Annotated in this window: 23 protein-coding genes; 7 read left to right on the top strand and 16 right to left on the bottom strand. The window is 70.6% G+C overall.

Features of this window, described 5'->3' with window-relative positions; translation table 11 throughout:
• The 9 genes from FHR37_RS19340 to FHR37_RS19300 form a co-directional block, all read right to left on the bottom strand.
• Positions 1-1,089 (bottom strand): DegT/DnrJ/EryC1/StrS family aminotransferase, encoded by a 1,089-nt coding sequence (locus tag FHR37_RS19340; RefSeq protein WP_092885150.1) that lies wholly within the window; start codon positions 1,087-1,089, stop codon positions 1-3.
• Positions 1,086-1,796, bottom strand: a complete 711-nt coding sequence (locus FHR37_RS19335; protein ID WP_092885148.1) for a NeuD/PglB/VioB family sugar acetyltransferase — start codon at positions 1,794-1,796, stop codon at positions 1,086-1,088. The genes FHR37_RS19340 and FHR37_RS19335 overlap by 4 nt, the downstream gene beginning before the upstream one ends.
• Entirely contained in the window at positions 1,780-3,243 is a 1,464-nt protein-coding gene (locus FHR37_RS19330) for a lipopolysaccharide biosynthesis protein (protein WP_092885146.1), read from the bottom strand. Before FHR37_RS19330 ends, FHR37_RS19335 begins: the two co-directional genes overlap by 17 nt.
• Complete coding sequence (locus tag FHR37_RS19325; RefSeq protein WP_092885144.1) at positions 3,240-4,526, bottom strand: glycosyltransferase; 1,287 nt, start codon at positions 4,524-4,526, stop codon at positions 3,240-3,242. The genes FHR37_RS19330 and FHR37_RS19325 overlap by 4 nt, the downstream gene beginning before the upstream one ends.
• On the bottom strand, positions 4,523-5,650 hold the full coding sequence (locus FHR37_RS19320) for a DegT/DnrJ/EryC1/StrS family aminotransferase (protein ID WP_269086093.1): 1,128 nt from the start codon (positions 5,648-5,650) through the stop codon (positions 4,523-4,525). Before FHR37_RS19320 ends, FHR37_RS19325 begins: the two co-directional genes overlap by 4 nt.
• Positions 5,625-6,896: a glycosyltransferase gene (locus FHR37_RS33210; RefSeq protein ID WP_092885140.1), complete on the bottom strand. Its 1,272-nt coding sequence runs from the start codon at positions 6,894-6,896 to the stop codon at positions 5,625-5,627. Before FHR37_RS33210 ends, FHR37_RS19320 begins: the two co-directional genes overlap by 26 nt.
• Positions 6,866-7,834: an NAD-dependent epimerase/dehydratase family protein gene (locus FHR37_RS19310; protein WP_092885138.1), complete on the bottom strand. Its 969-nt coding sequence runs from the start codon at positions 7,832-7,834 to the stop codon at positions 6,866-6,868. The genes FHR37_RS33210 and FHR37_RS19310 overlap by 31 nt, the downstream gene beginning before the upstream one ends.
• The gene (locus tag FHR37_RS19305; RefSeq protein WP_092885136.1) at positions 7,834-8,877 is read right to left on the bottom strand and encodes a Gfo/Idh/MocA family protein; all 1,044 of its coding nucleotides are present in this window, start codon (positions 8,875-8,877) and stop codon (positions 7,834-7,836) included. The genes FHR37_RS19310 and FHR37_RS19305 overlap by 1 nt, the downstream gene beginning before the upstream one ends.
• Positions 8,878-9,176: 299 nt before the next feature.
• Positions 9,177-9,791, bottom strand: coding sequence for an acyltransferase (locus tag FHR37_RS19300; RefSeq protein ID WP_092885473.1), 615 nt, complete (start codon positions 9,789-9,791; stop codon positions 9,177-9,179).
• Positions 9,792-9,888: 97 nt separating this feature from the next.
• On the opposite strand from FHR37_RS19300, the gene FHR37_RS19295 reads away from it, so the two are divergent.
• The gene (locus FHR37_RS19295) at positions 9,889-10,713 is read left to right on the top strand and encodes a glycosyltransferase (RefSeq protein ID WP_092885134.1); all 825 of its coding nucleotides are present in this window, start codon (positions 9,889-9,891) and stop codon (positions 10,711-10,713) included.
• A gap of 31 nt (positions 10,714-10,744) precedes the next feature.
• On the opposite strand, the gene FHR37_RS19290 is transcribed toward FHR37_RS19295, so the two are convergent.
• Genes FHR37_RS19290 through FHR37_RS19275 form a run of 4 tightly spaced genes read right to left on the bottom strand, consistent with a single transcriptional unit; the run spans position 10,745 to position 14,734 of the window.
• Positions 10,745-11,761 (bottom strand): glycosyltransferase family 2 protein, encoded by a 1,017-nt coding sequence (locus FHR37_RS19290; RefSeq protein WP_092885132.1) that lies wholly within the window; start codon positions 11,759-11,761, stop codon positions 10,745-10,747.
• A 32-nt stretch (positions 11,762-11,793) separates the two neighbouring features.
• Positions 11,794-12,654: an HIT family protein gene (locus tag FHR37_RS19285; RefSeq protein WP_092885129.1), complete on the bottom strand. Its 861-nt coding sequence runs from the start codon at positions 12,652-12,654 to the stop codon at positions 11,794-11,796.
• A gap of 2 nt (positions 12,655-12,656) precedes the next feature.
• A complete protein-coding gene (locus FHR37_RS19280; RefSeq protein ID WP_092885127.1) occupies positions 12,657-13,448 on the bottom strand; it encodes a glycosyltransferase family 2 protein in 792 nt (263 codons plus the stop codon).
• A 44-nt stretch (positions 13,449-13,492) separates the two neighbouring features.
• Positions 13,493-14,734, bottom strand: a complete 1,242-nt coding sequence (locus FHR37_RS19275; RefSeq protein WP_092885125.1) for an alpha/beta hydrolase — start codon at positions 14,732-14,734, stop codon at positions 13,493-13,495.
• 274 nt (positions 14,735-15,008) lie between these two features.
• Between FHR37_RS19275 and FHR37_RS19270 the strand changes: the two genes are divergently transcribed.
• The 3 genes from FHR37_RS19270 (at position 15,009) to FHR37_RS19260 (ending at position 17,736) form a co-directional block, all read left to right on the top strand.
• Positions 15,009-15,953, top strand: coding sequence for a DUF5996 family protein (locus tag FHR37_RS19270; protein ID WP_092885123.1), 945 nt, complete (start codon positions 15,009-15,011; stop codon positions 15,951-15,953).
• A gap of 96 nt (positions 15,954-16,049) precedes the next feature.
• The gene (locus FHR37_RS32600) at positions 16,050-16,607 is read left to right on the top strand and encodes an NUDIX hydrolase (RefSeq protein WP_237768921.1); all 558 of its coding nucleotides are present in this window, start codon (positions 16,050-16,052) and stop codon (positions 16,605-16,607) included.
• A 112-nt stretch (positions 16,608-16,719) separates the two neighbouring features.
• The gene (locus FHR37_RS19260; RefSeq protein ID WP_179770980.1) at positions 16,720-17,736 is read left to right on the top strand and encodes an IS481 family transposase; all 1,017 of its coding nucleotides are present in this window, start codon (positions 16,720-16,722) and stop codon (positions 17,734-17,736) included.
• 2 nt (positions 17,737-17,738) lie between these two features.
• On the opposite strand, the gene FHR37_RS19255 is transcribed toward FHR37_RS19260, so the two are convergent.
• A complete protein-coding gene (locus FHR37_RS19255) occupies positions 17,739-18,881 on the bottom strand; it encodes a helix-turn-helix domain-containing protein (protein ID WP_092880870.1) in 1,143 nt (380 codons plus the stop codon).
• Between the two features lie 171 nt (positions 18,882-19,052).
• On the opposite strand from FHR37_RS19255, the gene FHR37_RS33490 reads away from it, so the two are divergent.
• Positions 19,053-19,358, top strand: coding sequence for a WhiB family transcriptional regulator (locus tag FHR37_RS33490; RefSeq protein ID WP_092880897.1), 306 nt, complete (start codon positions 19,053-19,055; stop codon positions 19,356-19,358).
• Positions 19,359-19,374: 16 nt separating this feature from the next.
• On the opposite strand, the gene FHR37_RS19245 is transcribed toward FHR37_RS33490, so the two are convergent.
• Complete coding sequence (locus FHR37_RS19245; protein WP_092881763.1) at positions 19,375-19,893, bottom strand: DinB family protein; 519 nt, start codon at positions 19,891-19,893, stop codon at positions 19,375-19,377.
• A gap of 220 nt (positions 19,894-20,113) precedes the next feature.
• On the opposite strand from FHR37_RS19245, the gene FHR37_RS19240 reads away from it, so the two are divergent.
• Positions 20,114-20,893 carry a phytanoyl-CoA dioxygenase family protein gene (locus FHR37_RS19240; RefSeq protein WP_237768560.1) on the top strand — a complete coding sequence of 260 codons (780 nt, stop codon included), beginning with the start codon at positions 20,114-20,116 and terminating at the stop codon, positions 20,891-20,893.
• The gene (locus tag FHR37_RS19235) at positions 20,890-21,702 is read left to right on the top strand and encodes a phytanoyl-CoA dioxygenase family protein (RefSeq protein WP_092880901.1); all 813 of its coding nucleotides are present in this window, start codon (positions 20,890-20,892) and stop codon (positions 21,700-21,702) included. Before FHR37_RS19240 ends, FHR37_RS19235 begins: the two co-directional genes overlap by 4 nt.
• Here the strand turns inward: FHR37_RS19235 and FHR37_RS19230 are convergent, their stop codons facing one another.
• Complete coding sequence (locus tag FHR37_RS19230; RefSeq protein WP_092880903.1) at positions 21,703-22,731, bottom strand: hypothetical protein; 1,029 nt, start codon at positions 22,729-22,731, stop codon at positions 21,703-21,705.
• Positions 22,732-22,770: the final 39 nt, after the last annotated feature.

Here is a 22,770-nt window from a genome sequence, read left to right as displayed (position 1 = left end):
TCAGCCCAGCGCCTTGCGGACGGCCTGAGCAACCTGTTCCTGTTGGGACACGGTGATCTGCGGGAACATCGGCAACGACAGGATCTGCCCGGCTGCCTCCTCGGTGACGGGGAAGTCGCCTGCCCCGTAGCCGAGCGACCGGAACGCCGGGGTCAGGTGGACCGGGACCGGATAGTGGATGCCGTACGCCACGTCCAGCTCGCCGAGCACCGCGGTGACGCTTTCCCGGTCGGGCACCCGTACGACGTACAGGTGCCAGACGTGCTCGCCGTCGGCACCCGCCTCCGGGAGCACCAGTCCCGGCAGCCCGGCCAGCAGCTCGCCGTAGCGCGCCGCGGCCTCCGCACGCAGCCGGTTCCAGCGTTCCAGCCGGCGCAGCTTGGCCCGCAGCACCACGGCCTGCAGGGTGTCCATCCGGGAGTTGAACCCGAGCGTCTCGTGCACGTACTTGCGTTCGCTGCCGTGGTCGGCGAGCAGTCGCACGGCGCGGGCGAGGTCGGCGGAGTCGGTCACCACGGCACCGGCGTCACCGTAGGCGCCGAGGTTCTTGCCCGGGTAGAAGCTGGTGGCCGCGAGCGTGCCGGCCGTCCGGCGACCGTCGCGTACCGCGCCCTGGGACTGGGCCGCGTCCTCGACCACCGTGGGGCCGAGGTCGAGCAGTTCGGCGACCGGCGCCAGCCGCCCGTACAGGTGCACCGGCACGATCGCGCGCGTCCTCCGGCCGATCGCGGCCGCCGCGTACCCGGGATCCATCAGCAGGGTGTCCTTGTCGACGTCGACCAGGACGGGCCGGGCGCCGGCGCGCACGACCGCCTCGACGGTGGCCACGAAGGTGTTCGCGGGTACGACGACCTCGGTGCCCGGGCCCACCCCGGCGGCTCGTAGCGCGAGCTCGATCGCGTCGGTGCCGTTGCCGAGCCCGACGCAGTGCGCGACTCCGCTGAACGCGGCGTACTCCTCCTCGAACGCCGCGACGTCCGGTCCCTTCACGAACGCCGTGGCCGCCAGCACCCGGTCGAAGCCGGCGCGCACCTCGGTGTCGATCTCGGTGTGCGCCGCCCGCAGGTCGACGAACGGAACAGTGGTCATGTCATCCCCCCAGAGATGGTGTGTGCGTGCTGCGTTGGTGACGTGGTGGTACGCAGGAAGCGTGCGGGCGAGCCCACCCAGACCTGCCCGGCCGGAACGTCGTCGAGGACCACAGAGCCCATGCCCACAAGGGATCCGGGCCCGATCTCGAGCCTCTCCCGCACCATCGCACCGGCACCGAGGTAGGCCCCGGCGCCCACCCGGACGCCCCCTCCGAGGCGTACGCCGGACGCGATGGTCACGTGGTCGCCCACCACGTCGTCGTGGGTGAGGGTGACGTGCGGCATCACCGCGACGTGTGCACCCAGCCGTACGGACGCGGTGAGCACGGTCTGGGCCAGCAGCACGCAGCCGGGCCCGAGCGTGCACGACGGCGCGACCGAGGCCGCCGGGTGGACGAGGGTGGCGTACCGGTCGGCCCGGACTCCCAGCCGGTCCAGCCGGGCGACGATCCGGGCACGGCTGCCGTAGTCGCGCGGGTTGCCGGCGCACACCACGAGCTGTGCGTCCGTACGCCGGACCGTCCTCTCGACGGTCTCGTCGACCGGGCCGAGCACCCGGACGCCGTCCACGACGGTGCCGTGCGTCGCCGGCGCGTCGTCACAGAAACCGACGAGACGCCAACCGGGGTGGACGGCCGCGAGCTGGGCGGTCTCGCGGGCGAAGCCGCCGCTGCCCACGATCACCAGGTCACGGGGTGCCGGCATCGGGTTGCTCCATCCCTTTGAGATCGGTGAGCACGCCACGCATGCGATACAGCAGGGCCGCCACCGCGACCGCCGCGACCACTCCGGCCAACGTCAGCGCGAGCAGGTCGAACGGGATAATCCGGTGGGCGAGGGCGGCGGCCCCGCCCACCCCGGCGGACACCAGCACCGGCAGGCCGAGCCCTCTGGTGACGGCGGCGAGGCGGATGCCGTGGCGGTGCAGTTCCCACAGGTAGAGGGGGAGTACGAGCACCGCCGCGACCAGGACGTGTGCGGCGCCCACCCCCGCGATGCCACCGAGCCGGGCACCGACCACCAGGGCGGGCACCAGCGCGGCCAGCCAGAGCAGCTGGATGGTGAACACGGCCCGGCTGCGGGCGAGCACGACGAAGTAGTCGTACATCAGCTCGAACAGGATCCTGAACGCGCCGAACAGCGCGAGCCACACCAGCCCGTGCGCGGCGGTGGACCAGAAATCGCCGTACACGAAGCGGATCAGCGGCTCTGCGGACCCGCTCAGCAGCAGACAGACCGGAAGAGTGAGGCCGGCGAGCAGCCCGGCCGTGGACAGGAACGTACGCCGCATCGCCGGCAGGTCGCCCTGCAGCCGGGCGAACGCGGCCGGGGCGACGCCGCGTACCGGCTGGGAGAACATCTGCACCGGCCAGCTGGACAGGTTGAACGCGAGGACGTAGAAACCGAGTGCTGTCGCGCCCAGCACCTTGCCGACGACGAACTGGTCGATGCTTCCCACGGCGAACAGCACCAGGCTCGAACCCGCCAGCGGCAGGCCGAACCGCAGCAGCCTGCGGGCCACCCCGGCGTCGAACCCGAGCCGCAGCGGCAGCGGCGAGAAGCGCACGTACAGCACACCGGAGGTCAGCGCGCCGGCGAGCCGGCCGACCGCCAGGCTCATCGCTCCCATTCCGAGCAGTGCCAGCCCGATCGACACCGCTGCGCCGGCCCAGTTGTTCACCTGGTCGGCGATCATCTTGCGGTCCTGGCGGAAGGCACGTTGCACACCGGCGACCGGCGCCGCCACCAGCCCGTTGATCACCACGTTGAAGGTCAGCACGCGGACCACGCCGGCGGCGTCGGGCGCACCCATCGCGGCCGTGAACGCGGGCGCCCCGAGGAAGCAGCCGACGTACACGAGCACGCTGGCGACCACCGATATCGTCGCGACGGTCGGCGCGATCTCCCTCGGGTCACCCGGCCAGCGCACGATCGCGAGGGAGACGCCGAGCTCGTTGAAGCTGACGACGGCCAGCAACGCGACCATCGCCACCGCGAACGCGCCGAACTCGTGCGGCCCGAGGATGCGGGCCAGCGCGATCCCGATCACGAGGGTGCCCAGCCGGGACACGGCGGTGCTGGCGAAGCTCCAGCCGACCGCCCGGAACGCGCGGGCGAACAACGGGTCGTCCTCGCGGATCGCGAACCTCACCGCCGGCTCCCCCGATCCCTCAGCTGGTTGAAGTCGTCGGCGGCCGCGGTCCCGCGGCGCCGATCCCGCCGCCGGCGGACCTTGTGTGTGACGACGCCGCCGATCGTGCGTGCCGCCTCCCGCGCGGCCCTCGGCCGCCCGGTGGCCGCGCGCTCCAGCGCGTCCAGGTAGATGGCCTCCTGGAGCAGCGCGGCGCCCTCGAGGCTGAAGCGTTCGGTGACCAGGTGCAGGCCGAAGTCGGCCAGGTCCTTTCGCCGCGCCTCGTCGGTGGCGAGCTCGCGCAGGATCCGCGCCAGGGTGGCGGCGCCGTCCCCGCCCAGCCCGTACCACCCCTGGCGCAGGAACCTCCTGCTCGACTCCCGGGTCAGCAGCTCGAAGAACCCGTCCTCGCCCTGCACGATCAGCGGCTGCCCGAACGCCAGCGCACGCAGGGCGGAGCCGCCCATGCCGAGCGTGATCGACGCCGCCGCGTAGGCGGGCCGCGGGTCGTCCAGGGCGCCGGTGAGTACGACGGCGCGCCGGCCGGCCCGCTTGTTGGCGGCGGCCGCCCGGGCCTCCACCTGCTCGCGTGCGGGCCCGTCGCCGACGACCACCAGCCGCAGCGGCAGCTCGCGGGCCAGCTCACCGATCACGTGGACCGCGGTCAGAACGCCTTCCAGCTTCAGCTCCGGGACCAGCCGGCAGACCACCACCACGTCCAGCAGACCGGTGTCGGCGGGGTCGTCAAGCCCGTGTTGCGCACGGAACCCGTCAGCCGGATGGCCGGGCCGGTTGGCGGCCAGGTCCACGGGTGGTTCGAGCAGGTTCACCAGGGCGGGGTCGAAGCCGCGACCGGAGTGCCGGCCTCCGCCACGCCGCTGGAAGCGCTGCTCCAGCACGGACAGCCGGATCTGCGCCGTACCCACCGCGAGCGACAGGTCCGCCGGCAGGAACGGCGCGACCGACATCGACATGACCGTGCAGGTGGCGGCGACGTCGCGGCACCGGCCCGCGGCGAAGTACGCCTCCACCCCGGGCGGCCACTCGTACCCGTGCACGACGTCGAACCCGCGTTCGGTGATCAGGGAACGCAACAGGCGCACGGTGGTGGGGGAGGGCCGCCGGCGTTCGGCGGGCAGCTCGAGGTGCTCCAGGCCGATGTCAACCACGCGTTGCACCAGCGGACCGGGCTCGCTGATCACCGTCACCTGGTGGCCGAGCTCACGGACCGCCCCGGCGAGTTCGACGGCATTGAGCTGACTGCCGCCGAGCTCCATCGCGTGCGGGTAGACGAGGACCTTCATCGCGTGGCCGCGGTGGCGATCACGTGCACCACGCGGTCCTGTTCTTCCTCGGTCAGCTCGTGGAAGAGGGGCAGGATCAGCGACCGGGAGGTGAGCCGGTCGGTCACCGGCAGGTCGGCGTTGCGGCCCGAGGCCGAGGTGGCGTACGCGGGTTCGCGGTGCGCGGCCATGATCCCGCGCCGGCCGGAGATGCCGGCCGCCAGCAGGCGTTCCAGCAACGCGTCCCGGCCGACCGGGAAGTCCTCCGGCAGCTCGATCCAGAACGACTGGTAGTTGGTCCGCCCGTACAGCGGGTCGCGCACGGTGAGAACACCCGGCACGTCGGCGAGCAGACGCTGGTAGCGGGCGGCCAGGTCCCGGCGGCGTTCGACCACCTCGGTCAGCCGGGTCAGCTGGACCAGGCCCAGTGCGGCCTGCAGGTCGGTCATCCGGAAGTTGAAGCCGGTCTCGAGGTACTCCTCGATGACGACCGTGCCGCTGGCGTGCCGGTCGGCGGCGCTGACACTCATCCCGTGCTCGCGCAGCCGCCGCGCCCGCCGGGCGACGTCCTCCGACGCCAGCGTGAGCATCCCGCCCTCGCCGGTGGTCAGCAGCTTGCGGGGGTGGAACGACCACGCGGTGAGCTCGGCACCGGCCCCCACCGGGCGGCCGCGGTAGACCGAGCCGGCCGCGCACGCGGCGTCCTCGACCATCGGAATGCCCCGCGGGTCGCACACCGCTCGCAGCTCGTCCAGGTCCACCGGAACCCCGGCCTGGTCCACCGCGATCACCGCGCGGGTCCGTTCGGTGAGCACCGCCTCGACGGTCTTGCCGGTGACGTTGCCGGTGGTCGCGTCGACATCGGCGAACACCGGCTGCGCGCCGACGTAGCGCGCGGCGTTGGCGGTGGCGATGAACGAGAACGACGGCACCACCACGTCGTCGCCGGGCCCCACCCCGGCCAGCAGCAGCGCAAGGTGCAGTGCGGTCGTGCAGGACGAGGTGGCCACGCCGTGCGCGGCGCCCATCCGGTCCGCGAACGCCTCCTCGAACGCGGCCACCCGCGGGCCCTGCGCCACCCATCCGGAGCGCACCACCTCAGCGACCGCCGCCGCCTCCTCATCGCCCAGAACGGGCCTGATCACCGGAATCACGTGGTCCCCCCACTTGGTCCAGTAGGCCCGCGATCTCGCGGGCCCGATGCTTCCAGTCGTGCCGCGCGGCGTACGCGCGACGACGACCGGCCATGCTGTGTTCGCCCTTGTTCTGTTCAGGTTTGCCTGGTTCGGTGTTGCCTGACTCGGCGGCCGCGGCCAGCTCGTCGCCGACCGCCTTGACGAACGCCTCCCGTGAGGACTCCACCCTGATCAGGGCGGCGCCCTCGGCGTCCTCGCGCAGCCAGTCCGTCGCCGGCAGCGCGGTCGAGACCACCGCGCGCCCGGCGGCGAGGTACTCCAGCGTCTTCAGCGGGAAGCTCGCCCGGTTGAAGTCGTTCAGGACGTACGGCGTCAACCCCACCGTGATCGCCCGCAGGTAACGCGGCAGCTCGGTGTGCGGCCGCATCCCCGTCCACACCACGTTCGGGCGCGCGGTCAGCGCGGCGAACCGTTCCGCCGGGCAGGACGGCTGCCGCGGGCCGACCAGCAGGAGGGGATGCCCGGCGTCGGCGACCCCTTCCAGCAGGTCGAGGTCGAGCCGGCCGTTGAGGTTGCCGACGAACCCCGCGGCCGGTCGGTCGAAGCGTGGTACGTCGTCCGGCCAGGGCGCCTCGTCCACTCCTTCGTAGGCATCGGGCGAGCAGCCGTTCGGCACCACCGCCGCGTCCAGTCCCATCGCGGCGAAGCGTTCCCTCAGCACCGGCGACACCACGGCGAGCACGTCGGCTGCCTCCGCCTGGCGCCGCTCGGCCGCGAGCAGCCGCCGGCGCGGCAGTCCCAGCAGTTCCGCACCGGCGGCACCGTCGTCGGTGACGAAGTACATCGTGGGCACGCCCGCGACCGCATCCAGCAGGTCTTCGGAGACGGTGGCGATCGCCGCCGTCACCGGCTGACCGATCCGGGCCGCCGCGCGCCGCACCTTGGCACGGGTCCACCGGGTGGTGACGTGGTGCATGCCGGGACGCTGCGCACCTGGCAGCACCCGTGGTACCAGCCGCCACAGCCCAGGTCTTTCCTCCCGCAGCGCCGGACTGCGCATCGAGCTCGCGCGGATCGCTGCCACCGGGCGCGCACGCAGCAGCGGGGTGAGCACCGAACACGGCGGTTCGACGTACAGCACCGGCCGCTGCCGGCTGAGCTCGTCGGCGAGGTGCCGGTCGGTGCCGGCCACCCCGTCGTACGCGGAGCCGGCGAAGAAGACGATCACGCAGGGACCCGCCGCTCGGCCCGCCACCAGGCCACCAGCCGGCGAAGGCCTTCCTCGAGGTCGACCTCGGGCTTCCAGCCCAGCGCCTGGTGGGTACGGGAGATGTCGGCCAGCCGCCGCGTCACGCCGTTCACCGCGCGCGCCGGGCCGAACTCCAAGCCGAGGTCCTCCGCGTCCATCACCCGCATCAGGGCCTCGGCCAGCTCCCGCAGGCTGGTCTCGGCGCCGAACCCGATGTTGAACACCTGGTCGGTCACGTCCGCCCGCGCCGCCAGCAGGTTGGCCCGGGCGATGTCGTCGGTGTAGACGAAGTCCATCGTCTGCAGGCCGTCGCCGAGGATCAGCGGCGCCCTGCCGTACTCGATGCGCTCCATCCAGCGGATGAGCACCTCGGTGTAGAGGCCGTGGATGTCCATCCGCGGGCCGTAGACGTTGAAGTAGCGCAGGGCCACGTAGTCGAGTCCGCGCATCGCGTGGAAGCTGCGCAACATGCCCTCGTTGAACGCCTTCGCCGCGCCGTAGAACGTGTCGTTGTCGTACGGGTGCTGGGTTTCCGGTGTCGGGAACTGTTCGGCCAGCCCGTATACCGACGCCGACGACGCGGCCACCAGCTTGCGTACGCCGAGATCGGCGGCCGCCTCGATCACCTCGAACGTGCCGTCGACCAGCACCTGCAGCGCGAGCCGGGGCTCCTCCGCGCACTGGGTGATCCGGATCGCCGCCTGGTGGAACACCAGGTCGGTGCCGGCCATCGACGAGCGCAGCAGCGCGCGGTCGCGGATGTCGCCCTCGACGAGGTGCACCCGGCCGGACTCCAGCGCGGCGGTCAGGTTGTCCCGCCGCCCGCGCACCAGGTTGTCCAGCACCACGACCTCGGCGGCCCCCGCCGCCACCAGTTGGTCCACGATCGTCGATCCGATCGTGCCCGCGCCCCCCGTGACCAGGCAGCGGCTTCCCTCGATCATCAGTCGTCCCCCTCGACGAGTTCCTTCGATCCACCGGCCGCGATGCTGCGCGACGCGGCCTCCAGCAACCGGACGACCCGCAGGCCGGCTCGCCCGTCCGTCAACGCGGGCCTGCCCTCGCCGATCGCCGCGGCGAACTCCTCCATCACCGACCGCAGTGCCTCCCGTTCCGGCAGCGCCGGAACCTGGATGTCGCCGACGCGGTAGGAGATCAGCGCGGCCCGGCGTTCCTCCGGCCCCAGGTGGCTCGCCGGGGTGAGGTCGACGCCGCGGTCGTGCACCGTCACCCGCTGCTGCGGGTTCAGGTCGTCCCACACGATGGTGCGCCGCGATCCGCCGATCACCGTCGTACGGATCTTCGTCGGGCTGAGCCAGTTGACGTGCACGTGCGCCAACGTCTGGTCGCCGAACCACACCGTGAGGTAGGCGACGCAGGCACGTCCGGCGACGATCGGGTCGGCGGCCTGTGCGGCCACCGCGACCGGGCGCATCGCCGGCGGAAGTACGAAGTCCAGGATGGACAGGTCGTGCGGGGCGAGGTCCCACAGCACGTCGACGTCGGGTTGCACCAGGCCCAGGTTGATGCGTACCGAGTCGACGAACTGCACCTCGCCGATCTCACCGCCGTGCACCAGTTCGCGGATCTTGCGTACCGCCGGCGTGTAGCAGTAGGTGTGGTCGCACATCAGCGTCAGCCCGGCCTGCTCGGCGAGGTCGACCAGTTTCGCCGCGTCCGCGGACGACGGGGTGAGCGGCTTCTCCACCAGGACGTGCTTTCCGGCCTCCAGAGCGGCCCGCACCAGGTCGAAGTGGGTGGCCGCCGGGGTGGCGATGGCGACCGCCGCGACGTTCGGGTCGGTGAGCACCTGCTCGTAGGAGTCGGTCGTACCGACCGTGGTGTAGGGGCCGAGTACGGACCGGGCGCGGTCGGTGTCCAGGTCGCACAGCCACTCCAGCCGAAGGGCAGGAGTGGCCTGTGCGTTGCGCACCAGGTTGGGTCCCCAGTAACCGGCGCCGATCACAGCCAGGCCGATGGGATTCATCGGAGTCCCTTCTTTTGCTGCGTTCTCAGGTGTGCCGAGTCGTCGTTCGGGCACGCCGCGGCGACGCTCGGAGGTGCATCGGTGGTTGCCGGGTCAGGATCGACTGCCGCGGGCAGGAACCCACGAGTCCGGCGCGGTGAGCTCGGCCCCGTGGTCACTGCGACGATCTTCGGACACCGTTCGCCCCGTTGGAGGCGTTTTCGTGGAATCGGATCGAATCGTCACGTACAGCAGTGACATCGCGATGTCGTGAGCCAGCGCGGTGGTGGCCGACCCAGGCCACCTTTCCGCGTTCGGTGTCACGCCTCGTCGTACGTCAGGTAGCCGTCGCGCTCCAGGTAACGCTCGCCCGTGCGCGGGCAGCTCCAGTGGCGTACGCCGTCTCCGGAATCGTCAACCGGGGTGAGTGGTTCGCCCGCACGTCCCACCCAGCCGATCCGCCGGGCGGGCACGCCGGCCACCAGCGCGAAGTCCGGCACGTCCCTGGTCACCACGGCGCCGGCGGCCACCAGGGCCCAGCGGCCGATGGTGTGACCGGCGACCACGACGGCGCGCGCACCGATGGACGCGCCCTGTCGCACCGTGACTCCCAGCGCGTCCCAGTCGTCGGGCCGTTTGAGCTTGCCGTCCACGTCGGCCGACCGCGGATAGAGGTCGTTGGTCAGCACCACGGCCGGGCCGACGAACACCTCGTCCTCCAGGACGGCGGGTTCGTACACCAGCGCGTGGTTCTGCAGCTTGACGCGGTCACCGATGCGCACGCCCGGCCCGACGTAGGCGCCCCGGCCGACGATGCAGTCGCTGCCGAGGACGGCGTGTTCGCGTACCTGCGCCAGGTGCCAGATGGTGGTGTCCGCGCCGAGCGTGGCCCGCTCGTCGACGTCCGCGCCGGGATGCACGCGTGCCTCACCCACGATGTCCTCCACCCACGATTCCCCCCAGAGCTCCCACAGTTCCTGTGGAACAAGTGATTCGGCGGCGCACCATCTGCGCGTCGCCCATACTGCGAACGTGATCAGTATTGTGATCCCCGCGCACAACGAGGCGCAGGTGATTGGCCGTTTGCTGGCGGGTCTGCTGCGCGACGTGCCATCGGGTGAGTTCGACGTGGTCGTGGTTCCCAACGGCTGTTCGGACGACACCGCGCGGATCGCCGCCTCCTTTCCCGTCCGCGTGATCGACACCGACCGCGCGTCCAAGGCCGAGGCGTTGCGGATCGGCGACCAGGCCGCGCGCGGTTTTCCCCGCATCTACGTGGATGCCGACGTCGAGCTCGGCCCGGACGACATTCGTGCTCTGGCAAGGGTTCTGACGTCCTCCGACGTGCTCGCGGCCGGCCCCGTGCGGGAGCTGCGAACGTCCGGACGGCCGTGGGCGGTGCGCTGGTACTACCGCGTGTGGGAACGATTGCCGGAGGTACGCCGAGGGTTGTTCGGCCGGGGTGTGGTCGGGGTCGGCGAACGCGGGTACGAGCGGCTGGCCGCCCTGCCGCGGGTGATGGCCGACGACCTGGCCATGTCCCAGGCGTTCGCTCCCGGGGAGCGGACGGTGGTGCCGGACGCGAAGGTCGTCGTCCACCCGCCCGGCACCTGGCAGGACCTGGTGCGGCGGCGGGTGCGTGCGGCCACCGGGGTGACGCAACTGGAGAGCCTCGGCCTGGACCAGGCCGGGGGATCGGCCCGCACGCGGTATGCCGACCTGCTCGGCATGGCTCGACGGGAACCCCACCTGGTCGGTCCGCTCGGGGTGTTCGTCACCGTGGCGCTGGTCGCCAAGTGGCGCGCCCGCACGGCCGACACTTCCGTGTGGCTGCGCGACGAGAGCAGCCGCGCCTGACGGCCCGCGCGCCCGACGGAGCGTAGACCGCCTACCAGCCGCGGATCCACTCCCGGCGGCGCGTCCACAGCACCCGCCACAGGTCGGAGTCGACGGTCGGGCGGCCCTGGCGTTCCGGCCGCGCCCGCGTCACCCGGCTGAGCACGGCGCGCAGGCCCACCCCGGTCAGCAGCAGTGCGAGTCCGATGCGGCGCAGACCGCGGGGCAGGTGCCTGCGGACGATGGTCGCCTTACCGGTGAACAGCATCAGGTGCTTGCCCGCGCCGGAGGACGAGGCCCCACCCGGGTGCTGGTACACCGCCCGCCCGGTCACCGTCGGCCGGTAGCCCAGCCGGGCGGCGCGCAGGCACAGGTCGACCTCCTCGCCGTACATGAAGAACGCGGTGTCGAGCCCTCCCGTGCGTTCCCACAGTTCGTGGTCGACGAGCATCAGCGCGCCGGCGACGATCGGCACCTGGCGGACCTCGTCCGGCGCCGACCACGGCTGCGGCGTCTCGGGGTCGAACACGGTGCTCCCCGGCCGCAGGGTGGTCGCCAGCGTGGCGAAGCAGAACAGCGACCACAGCGTGGGCCGCCCCCACCACGACCGCGGGTCGTCGGTGCCGTCGGCCTGCACGCAGCGACCGCCGACGATGCCGGCGCGGGGGCTGCTTCGCGCGGCGTCCAGGAGGGCCTCGACGCAGCCCGGTGCGAGCTCGGCGTCGGGGTTGAGGAACAACAGCCGGCGCCCGCGAGCACGTGCCGCGCCGGCATGGCAGCCGAACGCGAAGCCGCCGTTGCGTCCGCTCTCGACGACGGTCGCGTCCGGGACCGCCGCGCGGGCCGCGTCCGCGGTGCCGTCACCGGAGTCGTTGTCGACGATGATCAGCTCGGTGGGTACGGCCGGAAGGGCCTTCCGCAGGGCCTCCGCGCAGCCCGCGATGTGTTCGGCGTTCCGGTACGTCACCACGATCACCGAGACGCCGGTCTCGCGCAGAGTCGTCCCGTCGTCCTCGTCGGTGACGAAACGCGTTGCCGCGCAGGGTTTTCGGTGTAGCTCGGACGTCATGATGCCCCCCGGGTGATGAGTACTCGCTCATGCTAGGAGAGGCGATAGCTGCCCGGGCGTGATTCCCGGACGACCCCGATGCGGCGGGCGAGCACCTCGAACGGGTTCCGCGGTTCGTCGGCCGAACGCCCGAAGACGTGCACGTGGACATGAGGCGTTTCCTGGCCCGCGCGAGCCCCGTCGTTGAGGAAGCAGCTCAGCCCGGTCGCGCCGAACCTGTCGCCGAAGTGGGCGCGCACCTCGCGCAGGCGTTCGGCGTACGACACGACCTCGGCCGGCCGCAGCGAGGCCGGACTCACCACGTGGCGCATCGGGAGGACGAGGACGTTCGCCTCCGTGAGTGGCGCGCGCGGCCGGATCACGCGTACGCCGTCCGCCCGCCATAGCTCCTGGTCGCGGGCAACCTCGGGTCCGCAGCCGTCACAGCCCGCCGGGTTCGGGTCGCTGTCGGGGCGGGGCGCACCATCGGCGTGGGCCGCGAACGCGCCGGCCAGCCGGCGGTCGAGCCGCGTCCGCTCGGAGGGCCGCATGGCCGCGGGGCGTGCGTGCACCGGCTGCGCCATCACCCGGACGGGCTTCACCCGCTCGTTCGGCGTACGCCCGAAGACGTGGATCGCCGGCTGCCCCCACTCCGCGCGCGGCTCACCGATCCCGTCACCGGCCGGGACCCACGACCAGGCGAAGCTCACCCCGAACCCGTCACACCCGAGCACCGCGCGCAGACCCGCGCAGGTGGTTCGGTAAGTGTGGAGCAGGTCGGCCGCGACCTGCGGGTCGTCGATCGCAGCGCCGACGTTCAGCCGCAGCGCCACGTGCCCATCGGTGAGCGCGTGCCCGGGCCGCAGGATCTGCCAGTACGCCGACTCCGCCAGCACCGCGTGGTCCGTCACCATGCTCACCGTAGGCGGTCCAGGGGATAGCGGCCCATCAGTGCGTCCCTGCGGGCCGCCTTGTCCGCGGCCCACTCGGGTTGCCAACTCGCTCCGGCGAAGTGGACGACCTGTTGAGTCGACGTGACCCACACCCGGCCGTGGGTCCTCATCACCTGGGTGAGGAGGCCGAAGGTGTCCCAGAACATCCCTCCGCGAACGCACTGGGTCATCGCCGGCGAGAGGCCCAGCAGCTCGACCGTCGTGCGGAACGGTGCGTCGTTGCGTACCAGCACACAGAACGGATGGACGCGGTCGCCGTAGTCGACGTCGAACTCGTACGGCTCGCCCCAGTCACCGCCGGCGAACCGCACCGACTCCCGAATCCGGCTCCTGCCCATCGGCGGACCGGCGCGATGGTGGAAGACGGTACCGTCCTCGTTCGCCCAGACGGCTTCGACGGCGAACGCGCCGGGATTCGCGGCGAGTTCGCGCGCCATGGCGCCGACGGTGTCGTCGGTGACGAAGCACACGTCGCTGTCGGCGAAGAGGTACGCGTCGCAGTCGGGTTCGGCGAGCACGGCGGCGCGGAGGACCTCGCCGTGGGTGTTGACGGAGGCGTCGAGCGACCAGCCGGAGGCGCGGATGCGGACGCCGAGCGCCCTGGCCCAGTCCAGCCGGTGCACGTCGCCCGACTCGTTGTCGAGCACAAGGACCGCCAGCTCGGAGCGGTCGGGATGGTGGGCGAGCAGCGACCGCAGGAACAGGTCGGCGTACTCGGTGGTGCCGTGGTTGACGGTGACGACCTGGACGCGCATGGTCGCGAAACTACGGTGTTCCCGACGAGCGCTGCCAGCGATTTCTACGCGTGGGGTCGCTGGTGGAGGACGGCGCGGTGCCGGGTGACCGGCGGGTTGGCCAGTGACCGCTTGGCCGACGTCGCCGGCTGGCCGGCGTTCGCCACCGACCACAGGTGAGCCGACAGCCAGTCCAGGGAGGGCGGCATCTCGCCCTTCCAGGCGCCGAAGTTGTGTCCGCCCGAAGTGAGGATGATCGACGACGCCCGCATGGGCGGCTTGACCATCGACAGGAACTTACGGGTGTCCGGCAGCACCTGGGTCTCGGTCCGGCTGGTCGTGACCAGAACCGAGACCGGCGGCGCCGGCCGGTGGCGCAGCATCCACTCGGGATCGTTCATGTGCTGCAGGTGCCGATTGCCGCCGAACAGATCCCCGGTGGTGAAGTCCATGATCGCGTGGTAGTAGCCGGACAGCGACACCGCCGAAGTGAACCGGTGCGGGTAGTTCATCGCCAGCTTCACCGCACAGAAGCCGCCGGTGGAGTCGCCCATCAGTCCCCATCCCGCGCCCGGCCGGTCGACGCGGAACTTCGCCGAGATCGCGTCGGTGAGGTCGCGCGCGAGGAACGTCTCCGCCTTGGGGCCGTGGGCGACGTCGGTGCACTCGGTGTCCCGCGGCGGGGTGACCGTCTCGTTCGTCATCACCAGCACCATGGGCTTTGCCCGGTGGTGCTTGATCTGCGACTCCATCGCCCATGGATAGTTCATCCGCATGATCAGGTTGGACGCGGTGCTCGGGTAACCGGGCATGACGACCAGGCCGGGCATCCGCCTGTGGGCGTAGGCGGGGGAGAAGTACGCCGGTGGGAGATAGACGAACGCCTGCGAGCTCAGTCCCGACTTGGCGCCCCGCACCGTGGTGTCGAGGATCTCTCCGGACGTCCTGGCCGTCGCCGCCGGAAGGATGCCCGAGTGGATCTGTACGGAGTCGTACGGCTTGCCCTGCTGGCCCTTTCCGTTCGTGACGGGCGGCTGGGGGTCGACACCCTTGACCACCACGTTGTCGGCGTTGTTGGCCGTCCCCGTGATGTCGGACACGGAGGTGTAGAACTGGAAGTTGTCGTTCACGGCCACCGCGACCATCGCGAGCGCGGCAAGTTGGGCGGCGACCAGCACGCCCAGCCGGGCGAGCAGCGGACCAGGGCCGCGGCCACTGATCCGGCTCAGCGCCCACAGGGCGAGGCCGATCACGACGAGCCCGAACGCCACGCACAACGCGAGGAACCCACTGCTGGTCAGCCCCATGACGATCTCCGTTTCCGCGGCGCGGGGTGCGCCACCACTTCAACGGACATACGCGGTCCCCGGCTCCCGGGTTGGTCCATTCTTGACCGTTCGCTGACCGGTGCCGTGGAGGCTCCTCGCCGGGGTTCGGAACGCGGGCCGGCGCTTTGTCGTTTCGGGAAGGTAGCGGGAAGACGCGCCGGGAGAGCCTTTGCCGTTCGCAGACGGAGGGGCTGACCTATCGTGGCTCGCAGAAGGGCACCGCAGGGACGCCGACCGAAGGGGAGCCGCCGGCATGGGGAAGACGCAGACAGCGAAGGGCGAGGCGTGGCCGAGCCTGCGCGTGGACGACTGGACCGCCACCCGCGACACCCTGCACATGTGGACGCAGATCGTGGGCAAGATCAGGTTGACACAGGCGCCGTTGCTGAACCACTGGTGGCAGGTGACGTTGTACGTCAGCCCGCGCGGGCTGACCACCGGCAGCATTCCGTACGGTGACAGGCTCTTCGACATCGAGTTCGACTTCTGCGACCACCAGCTGGTGATCCGGTCCAGTGACGGCCGGGCCGAGAACGTCACCCTGGAGCCGAAGTCGGTCGCCGACTTCTATGGCGAGACCATGCGGGCCCTTGGCCGGCTGGGCTTCGACATCCAGATTCAGGCCCGGCCCAACGAGGTCGAGCCCGCGATCCCGTTCGCCGAGGACACCCAGCACGCCGCCTACGACGCGGACGCGGTCCACCTGTTCTGGCGCCAGCTCGTCCAGGCGAACCGGGTCATCGGGGAGTTCAGGTCCCACTTCGTCGGCAAGGTGAGCCCGGTGCACTTCTTCTGGGGCGCGCTGGACCTGGCCTGCACCCGCTTCTCCGGGCGCCCCGCACCCGAGCATCCCGGCGGTGCGCCCAACTGCGGCGACTGGGTGATGGTGGAGGGCTACTCCCGCGAGCTCAGCAGCTGCGGCTTCTGGCCCGGCGGCGGTGAGGAAGGCGCCTTCTACGCGTACGCCTATCCCGAGCCGGACGGCTTCGCGGACTATCCCGTCGAGCCGGAAGCGGCGCAGTACAACGCGCAGTTCGGCCAGTTCCTGTTGCCGTACGAGGCGGTGCGGACCGCCGACGACCCCGACGAGACGCTGCTGCGCTTCCTGCACACGACCTACGCGGCGGCGGCCGAACGCGGCAACTGGGACCGCGCAGCCCTCGAGGCCGACCCCTCCCGCTGGGACGACTACCGCTAGGCAAACGTCATCGGTCGGTGAGCCCCTGGTTAGACTTGGTCAATCCAAGGTTCAGGAGTTGATCGGGTTATGGGCTGCGACCCGGCTGAGGACGACGTGAACGGTCGTCGCACTGCAGGGCCGCAGGCTTGGCGCATCCACGGCGAGCGCACGATCTATGACAACGAGTGGGTCCGGCTGGATCTGGTGGATGTAGAGCCCCCCGGAGTGCGGCGGTTCGAACATCACGTGGTTCGGCTCGGTCGTGCGGCGGTCGCCGTTGTCGTGGACGACGACGATCGGGTCCTCATGCTGTGGCGCTACCGGTTCGTCATCGGGCGATGGGGTTGGGAGCTGCCTGGTGGGCTGGTAGACGAAGGTGAGGACGCGAAGGACGCCGCGGCGCGGGAGGTCGAAGAGGAGACCGGGTGGCGGCCACACTCACTCGAGCATGCGATCTCATACCAGCCTGTCGTCGGAATGGTCGACGCCACTCATGAAATCTTCATCGGGCGGGGAGCGACCTTCGTCGGGGACCCTGTCGACCCAGAGGAAGCCGGGCTGGTGACATGGATACCGCTGGCAGATGTCGGGGAACTGATGACGCGTGGCGAACTGCTCGGCTCGGGCACGCTGATCGGCCTACTGCACTTGATGGCACTTCGGCATAGCTAGGTGTTGTGGCTCATGAGGTTGTTGACGGTGGTCGGGGTGTGAGGGAGGGGTAGATCGCCGGTCGGCAGGATGGAAGTGCGACCAACCGTCCTCCGAAAGGGATCTACCCCTCGTGTCCCACGCTAGCGCCCCGTTGACTGCTGCCGGCCGGCTGCGTCTTGTCACCCGCTGCCAGACCCGCCCGATCGCCCACGTGGCCGCCGAGGCCGGCGTGTCGCGGCAGTGTCTGTCGAAGTGGGTGAACCGCTACCGGGCCAGCGGCGACGCCGGTCTGCTCGACCGGTCCTCCGCGCCGCATTCCTCCCCGTCCCAGACCCCGGATGGGGTGGTGGAGCTGATCGAGACCTGGCGCCGGGAGCACAAGTGGTCCGCCCGCAAGATCGCCGCCGAGCTCGCCCACCGCGGCCACCGGGTCTCTGTCGCCACCGTGGGCCGGTGGCTGGCCCGCCTGGGTCTCAACCGGCGCCGCGACCTGGACCCCACTGGCGCGTCGAACCGGCGGCCGGAGCGGATCACCGCCCGCTATCCGGGGCACATGGTGCACCTGGACGTGAAGAAGGTCGGCCGGATCCCCGACGGCGGCGGCTGGCGGGCCCACGGACGCGGCAGCGACGCTGACCGAGCCGCCCAGCGCGCCAAGGCCAAGAAGAAGGGCGCAGCCAAGGCTGGCTACGTCTACCTGCACTCGGCGGTGGACGGGTTCTCCCGACTGGCCTACACCGAACACCTGACCGATGAGACCGCGAAGACGTCGATCGGCTTCTTCCACCGGGCCCGTGCGTTCTTCGCCGACCACGGCATCGTCCGGATCACTCGCCTGGTCACAGACAACGGTGCGAACTACCGGGCCGGGGCGTTCGTGCGGACCGCGACAGCATTCGCCTCACGTCACCAGCGCACCCGCCCCTACACACCACGCCACAACGGCAAAGTCGAGAGATACCAGCGCACCCTCGCCGAAGAACTCCTCTACGCCCGGGTGTGGACCAGCGAAACCCAACGCGCACAGGCGATCCAGGTGTGGAACATCCACTACAACTACCATCGAGCCCACACCGCCGCCGGCGACCAACCACCCGCCTCACGCCTCCGGCAGACCGTCACCAACGTCATGACCCGCAACAGCTAGGGTCAGGATGCGGTAACGGTGAGACGGTCGATCCGGCGGCGGTGGCGGACCGACCCGGTACGGCTGGTGACGAGCCGGGCCACGGACAGGTGATCGGCTGCATCGTCATACTCCCCGCGAGCCATGTGCGCTTGCGCCAGATCGCACCGCAGCCCGGCTTGCGCTCGTGTGAACGACGGGTCAAGACCACTGAGCGCGTTGTACAGGTCCGCTACGGCATGGTCGTCGCCGATGAGAGCCAATGCGTTTCCGCGCCAACGCGTGAGGTGGCTCGCGTTCAGGAAAATGCTTGGTACGTCTTCGTCACGTGCATCCTCGCCGGGCGGCAGCAGGTGGTCTGCCCGATCCAATGCCCGTAGGCAGTCGTCCCGCATCCCTGCATGCGCACACAGTTCTGCTTCTGCCGCTGCGACCCACGCCATCAGCTTGCCCGAGGCAGCTCCGGCCCCGACGCGCGCGGCCTCACGTACCAACTCCACTCCCAGCCCGGGTTCTCCCGCCTCAGCGAGGACATACGCCTGCTCACCCATCGCATAGGCCAGGTGCTCTGGCGCGTCAGCGTCCCGAGCAGCGTTCTTGGCTAGTTCGTACTGCCGCCAGGCTCGGTCCGCAGCACCGGCGTCCAAGGCCTGCCAAGCTGCGAGGGTCGAAGCGCTGCCAAGCGCGAGGGCCAGCGGCTTTCGGGAGGCAGGCAGGACCGAGAAAATCAATGCGTCCTGGATCATCGCGAGGTGCGACTGCATCTGATCGACGAGTTGAGCAGCGCCGAGTTGCCTGTCCAAGCCGCGCAGGAGCTCAGTCTGGGCCATGAAAGTCGCCACGACATCGCTGCCGAGACCCCGGGAAGTTCGCACCCTGCTCGCGAGATCTTGGTATCCGTCCGCCCAGGGGAGGGGGGAGGATGATTCGTCGCTGGGGGAGGCCAGCTCGTTGTCGGTGAGTCCCAGAAGGCGCCGCAGAATCCCGGCGTACGGCGGGGATATGCGGCGCCGCCCGTTTTCCCACTCGGACACGTACACCCGAAGACTGGCCGTCGCAGCAATCTGGATCGCGTGGCGTCGTGCGTAGGACTCCATACCTGCGATGAGTCGGCTCTGGGACCAGCCTCGGGCGAGTCGTGCCTGCTTCAGCGCGGATGTGGTCATCGGTCCTCTCGCGTGAGCGCGAACAGGTTTCCGCCAGGAGTTGTAGGCGCCCTAACACGAGGAGGTTAACACCCGTTAACTCCCGTTCGCGCCGCACTTCCGGTTGGCTCAGAGGTGAGACGTCGGGCGCGACAAACCGCGTCCGTAAGCACACCAAGGAGGGAGCGGTCGATGCGCCTAACTACCTCGACCTCGCTGCCAGATGACTGGCAGTACCGTCCGTGTCTTGGTACACCGATGGAGTTGTGGTTCGGCCCAGAAGATGATTCCACTGAAGAAGTAGGTGAACAGGTCAGACGGGAGAAGATCGCGGCGGACTTGTGTGCCGGGTGCCCGTTCAATGCTCAGTGTCTCGCAGCCGAGCTGTCGCGCCCCGCATCCCACCAATGGGGCGTACGGGGCGGACTGACAGCCCGGCAGCGGAAAGCGATGGTGCATGCCCGCCGGCGCGCGGAGGTCAGTACCACGGCTGCGTGACGGGCTTCGCCGAGAGTCAGGGACCGGTGGTGCCGTCGACGCGTTCGCGGAGGAGGTCGGCGTGCCCGTTGTGCCGGGCGTACTCCTCGATCATGTGGACGTGGAGCCAGCGCACGGACGCGCGTTGCCCGTCCCACATCTGCACGGTGAACTCGTCGTCCAGGCTCATCGTCGCGACGACCTCGCGGCTGGCCGCCATCTGCGCCAGCAGGGTGGCGTAGTCGGCCTCGGCGTTCTCCGGCGTGGCGGCGTCGAAGTCCGCGCCGCCGGAGGGATGGACGCGGGGTACGTCCCGGCCGGCGAGCAACCGCTGGAACCACGAGCTCTCGACCTGGGCGACGTGCCGGATCAGCCCGAGCAGGGAGAGGTTCGAGGGCGGTACGACCTGCCTGGCGAGCTCCTCACCGGTGAGGCCGGCGCACTTCGCCAACAGCGTGCTGCGATGCCACTCCAGCCGGCCTTCGAGGATGGTTCGCTCGTCACCCAGCAGGGGATCGGAGTGTCCGTGCCGGGTCACCTCGGGTGCGGTCCACATCCGGACCATGGTGCCGGGTGACGCGCGGTCGCGCCAACTTCTGGGACAGAGCCGTTGATCACCGCACCGCACTCGCGCCGACTGCTCGGAATGTGCATGGAAATACGTGTTTCGTGCATGGCGACAGTTCGGACTCTGCGAAAGGCTTCGTGGGAAGAGACCTGGATTCCGGACGCCGTACGACGGCAGACGACGGCAGAGGACGGCAAGGAACATGGACATGGAGACGGCGCTGAGCGAGCTCGGCGTGACCGACGACCTGCTCGACGCGAAGACGAAGGCCCAGCTCGACAACGACGGGTTCGCGCCACTTCCGGGGATCCTGTCACCGGAGCAGGTGGCGGCGTTCGGGGAGCGGCTGGCCGAGCTGTCCCGCATCGAGGGGAGCCGCGCGGGTGCGGAGGTGCACCAGGAGGCCGGCACCGACCGGCTGTCGGACCTGGTGAACAAGGACCCGATGTTCGAGGTGTGCTTCACCCATCCGGTGGTGCTCGCGGCCATCCGCCATGTGCTCGGTGAGTTCAAGCTTTCCTCGCTGAACAGCCGGGCGGCGCTGCCCGGCCGGGGTCACCAGGGCCTGCACGCGGACTGGGGTGTTCTGCAGGAGGGACAGGGCTACCAGGTCTGCAACTCGATCTGGCTGCTCGACGACTTCACCGCCGACAACGGCGCGACCCGGGTGGTGCCCGGCTCACACCTCAAGCGTGGCGTCGGGCCGGCCGACGAACTCGACGGCGACCCGCAGGCCACCCACCCGGACGAGATCCAGCTGATCGCACCGGCCGGCACCGTGGTGGTGTTCAACAGCCACCTCTGGCACGGCGGTACGCGCAACAACAGCGACCGCCCCCGCCGCGCGCTGCACTCCTACTTCACCAGACGCGACCAGCCGCAACAGCTCGACCAGGCCGAGTACCTACGCGTCCGCACGCGCGACCGGCTCAGCCCCGCCGCTCTGCACGTCCTCGGTGTCCTGGACGAGTTCGGGGCGCGCTCATGACGAAGGCGATCTCGCCGGTGCGCGCGGACGGGCAACCTGACCTTGACGACTGGATCGAACGCTTCCACCGCGACGGGTTCCTGGTGGTCGAGAACGCCCTGCCGGACGATCTCGTGCGCGAGCTTCGTACCGACCTCGACGACGCGATCGGCGCGGAACCCAACGACGCCGGGCAGGTCGAGATCCAGGTGCGGATGTTCGAACGCAGCAAGGCGAATCTGCGGCTGTTCGACCACGAGCCGATCGTCACGTTCGCCGAGCAGCTCATCGGGCGTGACCGCCCGGGCGCCGGTCCGGACAACGTCCACGTCGTACACAACAACGCGTTCCGTACACCGACGCAGGCAGGCATCTCCACCTGGCACCAGGACGACCCGCCGCACTACCTCGTGACCCACGGCGAGCCGCCGGCCAACGTGCGCCTGCCCGTACTCCTGTTCACCTGCAACTACTACCTCACCGACGTGACCGAGCTACGGCACGGCCCGACGCAGTTCGTGCCCGGCTCGCACCTGTTCGGCGCCCACTGCCCGCCCACGCTGGAGAACACGCGGTGGGAGCAGGACGTGGTGACGGCGTACGGCAGGGCGGGTACGGCGATCATGTTCAGCTGCAACGTCTGGCATCGTGGCCATCCCAACGTCAGCGAGCGGACCCGCTATGTCAGCCAGGTCTCGTACGCACACCGCCTGATCGGGCATCGCTACTTCCCGTTCATGAACTACGTGATGCCCGAGCACGTGTACGCCGGGGCCGACCCGCGGCTGCGACGGCTGCTCGGCTTCCTGCCCACAGGCGCGTACGGATAGTCAGCGACCGAACCGGACCGACTCGTGCACGACCATGCCGGTCGCTCCGCTCGCGTCACGGGCGCTGCTGAGCCAGCGGGTCTCGTACGACGGGCCGTTGGCGACCCGGCTGCCCCACCGCTCCCAGGGGTCAGGGAACCGGTCCGCGTCCAGCGGCTCGCCCTCGTGCAGGACCCGCAGCGGTTCGAGGTTGACCGGACCGCCCGGTGCGGGGACGGTCCAGGCGTCCAGGCCGTCGGCGGGCCCGTCGGTCCGCGGCGCGCCGTCGATGACGAGCTCGACCGGATCCCCACCGATCGGATCCCCACCGACCGGACCTGCGCCCACCCGCCACTCGGTGACCCGCGTCCATCGCAGGCCGTTCGACCGGTCGACGGTGTTGAACACGATCGTCCGCCCGGGCAGATGGATCCGGCCCCACCGCAGCCAGCGCAGCCCGAGCAACCGGGGCGGCAGCCGGAGCCACACCCAGTCGGAGTACCCCGTCCCGACGAGTCGTGCGGCCCCGGCGTCGGCGCCCGGGTCCGGACCGGCACCCTCCCAGGAAGCCTCGGCCCGCGCGTACGGCACGGCGACGTGCCAGTGCATTCGTGGGCTGATCTGTGGGTCGGAAGGGTGCCAGGCGGGCACCGGCGCATGGTGGACCAGCCTCAGGGTGCGCCCGTCCCGGGTGGCGATGGAGTACTCCATCCCGCCGTCCCTGCGCCGTCTCGGTGAGCCGGCGATCGGGCGTCCGCGCAGCACCTCCCGGCCGCCGCCGGCGGGATAGCGTTCGACCACGGCGTAGGGCGTGTGCACCCCGGCGACGCGCAGCCACGCCAGGTGCGCGACCAGCACGTCGCCGTCGTCGCTGACCACATCCGCGTGCAGCTTGCGGAGGAGAAATCCCCGGCGCACCAGCATGCGGCTCGCGGACGTCCCGGTCAACGCGCGGCTCACGGCAGTCGCCCCCGAAGCGAGATCCGCCGCGAGCCCGGCAGCACCGACGCCGGTGCGGTCGCGTTCCTGTTCCTCGTCAGATTCGGCCACGTCAACCCCCAGCCCCCGGTTGAACCACGTACGGGACCG

The sequence above is a fragment of the Actinopolymorpha cephalotaxi genome, assembly GCF_013408535.1.
GTDB lineage: Bacteria > Actinomycetota > Actinomycetes > Propionibacteriales > Actinopolymorphaceae > Actinopolymorpha > Actinopolymorpha cephalotaxi.
Note: the sequence above shows the minus strand (reverse complement) of the source record. Positions and strands in the feature narration are given on the sequence as shown.